This is a genomic window from Candidatus Syntrophosphaera thermopropionivorans (genome assembly GCF_004353895.1).
GTDB classification, from domain to species: domain Bacteria; phylum Cloacimonadota; class Cloacimonadia; order Cloacimonadales; family Cloacimonadaceae; genus Syntrophosphaera; species Syntrophosphaera thermopropionivorans.
Window position 1 is genome coordinate 1 of record NZ_SMOG01000036.1, and the last position, 7,833, is coordinate 7,833.

2 protein-coding genes are annotated in these 7,833 nt (G+C 36.5%); both read left to right on the forward strand.

The genetic code is table 11. The features are described 5' to 3' along the window. The first annotated feature begins 188 nt into the window (after window positions 1–188). A complete protein-coding gene (locus tag E0946_RS06935; RefSeq protein ID WP_133201740.1) occupies window positions 189–5,417 on the forward strand; it encodes a C25 family cysteine peptidase in 5,229 nt (1,742 codons plus the stop codon). An 8-nt stretch (window positions 5,418–5,425) separates the two neighbouring features. Beyond that, window positions 5,426–7,303: a M14 family zinc carboxypeptidase gene (locus E0946_RS06940; protein WP_133201741.1), complete on the forward strand. Its 1,878-nt coding sequence runs from the start codon at window positions 5,426–5,428 to the stop codon at window positions 7,301–7,303. Window positions 7,304–7,833: the final 530 nt, after the last annotated feature.

Consider the following 7,833-nt stretch of genomic DNA (forward strand, 5'->3'; position numbering starts at 1 on the left):
TCTTTCTCTCCTAAATTGAAAGCTGGAGATTTACTCTCCAGCTTTCTTAATTTACGAATATGCCATAAGCAATGTTTCTTTTAATATAAATATTAATTATGGAATAAATTATGCTTAATATAATTAGTGATTTTTTTGTATCAGCAATCACTTTAAATATGATATAATTATAAATAAAGGATTTAGTTATGAAAGCTAAGAAGTTGTTTTTATCGCTGATAGTTTTTAGTTTCATTTGCAGTTCTTTCTTATTCGCCAGTGAATCCAGAACTATCACTCTTTCCAATAATCCATCTACTACAAGACTTTTAAGTAATAACCAATATGGTTTTGAAGTAAAATTTGAAGTCGGAAAGTTAGATATCAAAGAAGTATCTACAAAAGCTGGACTCTTTGATGAACTCTCTATAGAAGGTTATAATTTTACTCCCCGAATAGGAGAACCTCAATTGCCAATGGAGAGTAAATTTTTTGCTGTTCCTATAGGAGCAAGTGTTAATTTTGAGATTGTAGACCAAAAATTAGAAATCTTAGATAAGACTCAGTCTCAGCTTCTACATCCTGTGATTCCTACTCAACGTCCTATCTCTAAATCAGAAGATCCTTCTTTAGTTCCCTTTGAAATAAATGAAGTTCTTTATCATCAGGATACTTTAATAAAAAATGAGCTATTCAGCTTAGAAGAGATAGGATATATGCGAGGAGTTCGTCTGTTCCAGATGTTCTTTGAACCAATAAGTTATAATCCTGAAAAAGGAGAACTCCAGGTTACTAAAGAACTAACAGTCAGGATTACCTTCAATAATCCTGATTTTATTGCCACAGAAGAATTACTGGCTCGGACTGCTTCCTATGAATTTGATGAACTCTATGCCAAGACTCTTTTAAATTGGGAAAAAGACAATCGTTCCAGTATTGTGCGTTATCCCACTAAGATGTTGATTCTTTGTCCCGTTGGCTATACTTCCTACATCCAGAGTTTTATAGATTGGAAAATTCAACAAGGTTATGCGGTTACCGTTGCCACCGTAGGTTCAGGAGGAACTATAGCCAGTAATACTACCAGTGCTATTATATCTTATATGCAAGGTGTTTGGTCTTCTGCCACCGCCCAGAATCCTGCTCCTACTTATCTTTTGATTATTGGTGATGAATCCGGCACTATTAGTATTGTTACTAACTCAGGTTCTACTGACTCTCATCCAACTGACCTGAATTATGTTCGTTTACAAGGTTCGGATTATGTTCCAGAAATGTATTATGGAAGATTTTCCGTCTCTTCTACCACAGAACTTACCAATATAGTAAATAAAACTATCACCTTTGAAAAGACTCAGATGACAGATTTATCCTATCTTAGCAAAGTAGTTATGATTGCTGGAGCAGATGCCACTTATGGTCCTACTCATGGTAATGGAGCTATCAATTATGGAACACAATATTATTTTAATTCCAATAATTGTATAACTTCCAATACCTATCTCTATCCTGCCTCTCAATCAAGTGATGCACAAGTTCTTGCCAATGCTAATGAAGGAAGAGGTTATCTAAATTATACTGCGCATGGAAGTGAAACCAGTTGGGGAGATCCTACTTTCACTGTTAATGATGTAAATGCAATGACTAATACGGGAAAATTTAGTGTCTTTGTGGGAAATTGTTGCCTGACCAATAAATTTAATTATACTGGTGGACCTTGTTTTGGTGAAGCTATAATCCGAAAAGCAAACGCTGGTGGTGTAATCTATATTGGTGGCACAAACAACACTTATTGGAATGAAGACTACTGGTGGGCTGTTGGAGCAAAAGGAACAGCTAATGGTTCAGCTCCTGCCTATAATGCTAATACTCTGGGAGCTTATGATGCTATGTTTCACACTCATAATGAAGCTTTCACTAATTGGGCGCAAACCACAGGCGAAGTTATTTGGATGGGAAATATGGCTGTCTCTCAAGCTGCTAGTAATTTAACTAACTACTACTGGGAAATCTATTCCATTATGGGTGACCCATCACTTATGCCCTATTTTGGAGTACCAGCAACAAATTCTGCTACCTTTAATAATCAGATTTTAATTGGAACTTCAACATATACTATTTCAGGTGCCGCTCCCTATTCCCGAATCGGTTTAACAATGAATGGTATAATCTATGGAACTGGCATAACAGATGCGTCAGGAAACTTAACCTTAAATATAACTCCATTTACTAATCCAGGAACAGCCACGCTGGTTATAACTGCTCAAAATAGAAGGACCGTTATTAATAACATTGATATAATAGAACCCTCAGGTCCCTGGATGACTGTTTCTTCTGTAGTTTATGATGATGACAATAATGATATCCCAGAATACAATGAATCAGGATTCTTTGATGTAACTTTTTCTAATGTAGGTCCAGTTAATGCTACCAATTTGAGCTGTGTTTTATTTTGCTCCACTGCTGGTATAACAATCACTCACGATACAATCACTATTCCTTCTTTAGCTGCTAATGCTTCTACTACTATAGATAATGCTTTTGCTTTAAGTATTGCCGATAACATTGCCAATGGTACTGTAGCTAATTTCACCATTACTATGACTATGAGTGGTTACACTCCCTGGACCTATGAATTTTCCAAAACCATTTCTGCTCCTGCACTGGAGTTTGGAAATATCACTATATATGATCCTACAGGTAACAATAATGGTATATTAGACCCAGGAGAAACAGTTACTATATCTATCTATTTAAATAATATTGGAGGTTCTGTTTCTCCTTCCGGAACAGCAACTATGTCCTGTTCTGATTCTGGCATAACTATAAATAACGGTAATGCAGCTTTTTCATCTATACCAGCTTCAGGTAATACCACTCTTTCTTTCAATCTAACTGCCAGTTCCAGTCTGACAATAGGGACTCTGATTACTTTGAATCTTAATGCCAGTGCTGGAGCTTATACAGCTAATAAACTTGAACCTATAACCTTAGGACTTATCTTAGAAGACTTTGAGACTGGAAACTTTAATGCTTTTGGCTGGACTATGGGAACCTATCCCTGGACTATTGATGCCAGCACTTATCACAGTGGTAACTATTCAGCTCGCAGTGGAGTTATAACGGACAATCAATCCAGCACTATGGAAATAATCAGGATATTTGATGCTGCAGGAACACTTTCTTTCTGGTATAAAGTTTCCTCAGAAGCCAACTATGATTTTCTTAAATTTTCAGTTGATGGAACCGTTCAGGGTAGTTGGTCAGGAACGGCAGATTGGACTCAAGCCAGTTTTACTATTACTGCTGGGCAGCACACCTTACAATGGGCATATACTAAAGATGTATCGGTAAGTAGTGGTTCTGATTGTGCCTGGATAGATGATATCATTTTCCCTGCTTCAATAACCTATACTCCTCCCTCTATTACCTATTCTCCTTCAAGTTTTACTCAGCAACTAAATCCCAATCAGACCGCTACGCAAAATTTAACAATAGGTAAAACAGGGACAGGAACCCTGAACTTTACTGTTTCACGACCTATAGGTTCCACTACCGTTCTGGATGAAAGTTTTGAAAATGGAGGCTCTATCCCTTCTGGCTGGACGCAGGAATATGTTAGTGGTTCTGTAGCCTGGACTTTTACTACAGGGGGATACAATGGACATCCAGCATCCGCTTATGATGGTACCTATAATGCCAGATTTTATTATGGCAGTACCTCCTCTCGTACTACAAAATTAATTACACCATCTCTTAATCTTAGCGGAGCAGATAGTGCCACTTTAACCTTCTGGCACACCCAGGAAGCCTGGTATGGAGATCAAGACCAGCTTAATGTTTACTATCGGACCTCTGCCACAGGAAACTGGAATCTTATTATTAGTTATACAAATAGTATCGCCAATTGGACGCAGGAGACTATTTCTCTTCCCAATCTTTCTTCCACCTATTATATTGCTTTTGAAGGAATTTCGCATTATGGCTATGGTGTCCACTTAGATAAGGTAGTAGTGACCAAAACCACAACTGCCCCTATTCCCACTTGGTTAACAGTTTCAGGTGGAAGTTCTTATAGTGGAAGTATCGCTTATAATGAACCAGCTCAAATTATTCCTATAGGCTTTAATTCTACAGAACTCAGTCTGGGTACTTATAACACAAACCTGACCATCAGCAGTAATGACACGGTTAATTCTTCTATCACTATTCCTGTTACTCTAAATGTAACTTCTATCTCTAATCCAGTAATAGTAGTCAATCCCTTAGCTATTAATTTTGGTACTGTGGCAGTTAATAGTAGTGTTCAGGAACAGTTCTCTATTCAAAATACTGGAACCGCTTTTCTTTCTGGTGAAATTACTACTCCAGCAGGTTATAGTGTCATAGAAGCCACCTCAAAAGAAAAAGGTAATGTCTTAGCCTCCAGAGAGAATAATTATACACGCAATACCTTGAGCTATTCCATTAATCCAGGTTCCAGTAAAATCTATTATTTAATCTTTACACCTACATCGGCAACTACTTATTCCGGCAATGTAGTAATCACCAGCAACGATCCTAATAATTTTACAGTAAATATTGTAGTCACAGGTTCTGGATTTGTCCCAAATACACCTCCGACTATCAATCTTCCAGAAAGTTTCAGCTTTATGAAGAATGGAACCTTACAAGTAGACTTTTCTTCCTATATATATGATGCAGATAACGACCCCCTTCAGCTTAATTATAGTGGCAATACCTATATTCAGATTCAGATGGAGAATTATCTGGTAACTTTTTCTGCACCAGTAAACTGGACAGGTTCTGAAACGATTACTTTCTCTGTTTCAGATAGTTCAGCAATTTCTTATGAACAGGTGGAAGTCATTGTTTATCCTTCTCCTATGCCCAATTGGAATGTGGTGGTTTATCCAAATAATTCAGCCACGGTTTATGGAATTGTCACCCTTGAAGAAGTGCCCTGTGAACTTAATGATTGGGTCGGTGCTTTTGTTGAAAATGAATGTAGAGGAATGGCTGAGGTGATTACTGCTAATGGAAATGCTTATGTGACCTTACTAGTGAATCTTGCATCCGATGGAGAAAATGTCAGTTTCAAAATCTTTGATTGTAGCACTGAGACTATTTATCCTGTACTGGAAACTTATAATCTTCATTTTGGAGAAGAACTTGGTCCTATTCCTCTTAACGGTGTCTACTTTATAGAACTTGCTCCCCCTGTAGTTTTCTTATCCCATTCTGCTGGTAGCTCTGTTCTGACTTGGAATGCCATTCCATATGCAACCCACTATAAAATCTATCGCTCCACTTTAAGCCCTTATGAAGGTTTTGAACTAATAGCTATAGTGTCTGGTTTGCAATATATAGATTCCGAAATGCAAAGTAAAGCCTTCTATTATATAAAAGCAGTAAATAACCAGATTTCTAAAAAATGAAGGATACAATGAAACATATACTACCCCTAATCTTATTAATATTGATTTCTTTGCCTGTGTTGGCAAAAGATTGGACTGAATATTATTTTCAGTTTGAAATTCAGGATAAATCTGAACTGGAGTTCTTGACTGATATTATATCTATAGCCAAAGTTCAGGGCAATGTCGTCTGGGCATTTGCAAATGATGAAGAATGGCAAGCTTTTCAGCAGCTTAATTATCATCCTCAATTACTGCAAAAACCTGGTTATGGAATTGAGCAACCTATGCGTGATGTAGGAGACTCCTTTAGAGATTGGTATACCTATCCCACTTATGATGCTTATGTTGCACAAATGTATGCCTTTGCTTCAAATTATCCAAATCTCTGTCAGATTTATGACATTGGAACTACCATCAATGGACGCAAAATCCTTTTTGCTAAGATATCAGATAATGTTAGTTTACACGAAGCTGAACCCGAAGTGCAATATTCTGCAACTATTCATGGAGATGAAACCTGCGGTTATATGACAATGTTGCATTTGATAGATTATCTATTAAGTAATTATTCTACCAATCCTCGCATTCAAAATCTGATTAATAATCTGGAAATATGGATTAATCCTCTTGCCAATCCAGATGGCACCTATTATGGAGGAAATAATTCTGTTTCAGGTGCTCGGCGTTATAATGCAAATGGATATGACCTGAATCGTAGTTTTCCAGATCATTGGGGAACTCCAAGTGCTCCTACTCAACCGGAAACAACTATCTTTACTAACTTTGCTAACACTCATCACTTTGTGTTATCTGCCAATTTTCATGGTGGCGCAGAGGTAGTAAATTATCCTTGGGATGGAACTTATACACCACATATTGATGAAAATTGGTTTATAGACCTCAGTGCTGATTATGTAAATACTGCTCGTCAGGTCAATAGTGGTTATATGACCAGTCTTTATTCTACTGGTTACACTAATGGAGCTGATTGGTATATAATTCATGGAGGACGGCAGGATTATTTTACCTACTTTCATCATTGTAGGGAAGTTACCATTGAGCTTACCAATACTTATATAACTCCTGCTGCACAATTAGAAAACTACTGGAATTATAATTATAACTCGCTTTTGGGATATCTGGAAAATGCTCTTTATGGTCTACAAGGAACCGTTAAGGATGTATATGGCAATCCTCTTACTGCAACTATTACAGTTCTCGGTTTAGACACGGTTTATTCTACTGCCATTACTGATCCTGCTTGTGGAGATTATATCAGAATGCTGCTTCCTGGAACTTATAATGTCCAGATTAGTGTGAATGGCTATGAGCCTCAAACTTTCAACAATATAGTTATAACTGAAGGACAGAAAACCACACTCAATGCTGTTTTTGGAGTGATTCCTCCATCTCAAACTATACAATTAAATGCTGGCTGGAATCTAATCAGCTTTAATATTCAACCCAATAATCTGAATATAGAATCTATTCTAAGTCCTGTTATGGGAAATGTTATTCAAATTAAAAATATTAAAGAAAGCTTCCATCCAGGAATGGATTCACATTATAATACCATTACTACTTTAGATATAACCTGCGGTTACTGGATAAAAATGCATTCTTCAACCAGTTTGTACTTAGAGGGGACACCTATTGATCCTTCTACTCATTCTATTAATCTGAAGACAGGATGGAATCTTGTTCCTTATTATCCGGAAAATATACTCTCGGTTATTAGTGCCTTGCAGTCTATTACCCCCTATTTACAAGAAGTAAAATATTTCAATCAAGTATATATCCCCGAAAGCAGTAACAATAGTTTAACTCAGATGGAACCTGGTAAAGGATACTGGATTAGAGTTTTGCAGGATTGTAACTTAATTTATCCAGCTGCAAAGAATTAAGAATCCTTAAATTAAGATAGAAAATGTCCTTTAAAATCTAAGTTTCACTGAATTTCTGAGGGTATGCTATTGCTCTTTTAAAGCTAAAGCCGTTCTGAATCCAAGGATTAATCTCATAGCCTTTTAAGAACTGATAAGTTTTCTTATAATCTTTAGTTCGATGTTGTTCGCAAGCTTCAGAAAAATATAGTAGCTAAGGACATCTACTCTTCCTCTATTTTATAATAAGTTACTTAGGGAAAAGATAAAGATATCATCTCTTCTTTCAATAACCTTATTCTAACGAGGAACAGACCTATTTTTATCAGAAAAAAGAATATAAAATAAAAGGGTAATTAACTTCATATTTATCAATAGGTTCCTAAGACCATCTTAGCTCTCCCTTAGCTCTTGCTTAGCTAAATTGCTAAGCGACAGCTAAATATAAGCCAAGAAAGACAATCCACTAAAAAATTTAGGTTTATCTGATGAACTCTCCTCTTGCTGGTCTTATAAAAGCTAAACTTGAATTGACTTCTTAATCTCATAAA

Bases quoted from the DNA above. Each gene is read 5' to 3' on its own strand.
- E0946_RS06935 (WP_133201740.1), top strand. From the start codon at position 189: ATGAAAGCTAAGAAGTTGTTTTTATCGCTGATAGTTTTTAGTTTCATT.
- E0946_RS06940 (WP_133201741.1), top strand. From the start codon at position 5,426: ATGAAACATATACTACCCCTAATCTTATTAATATTGATTTCTTTGCCT.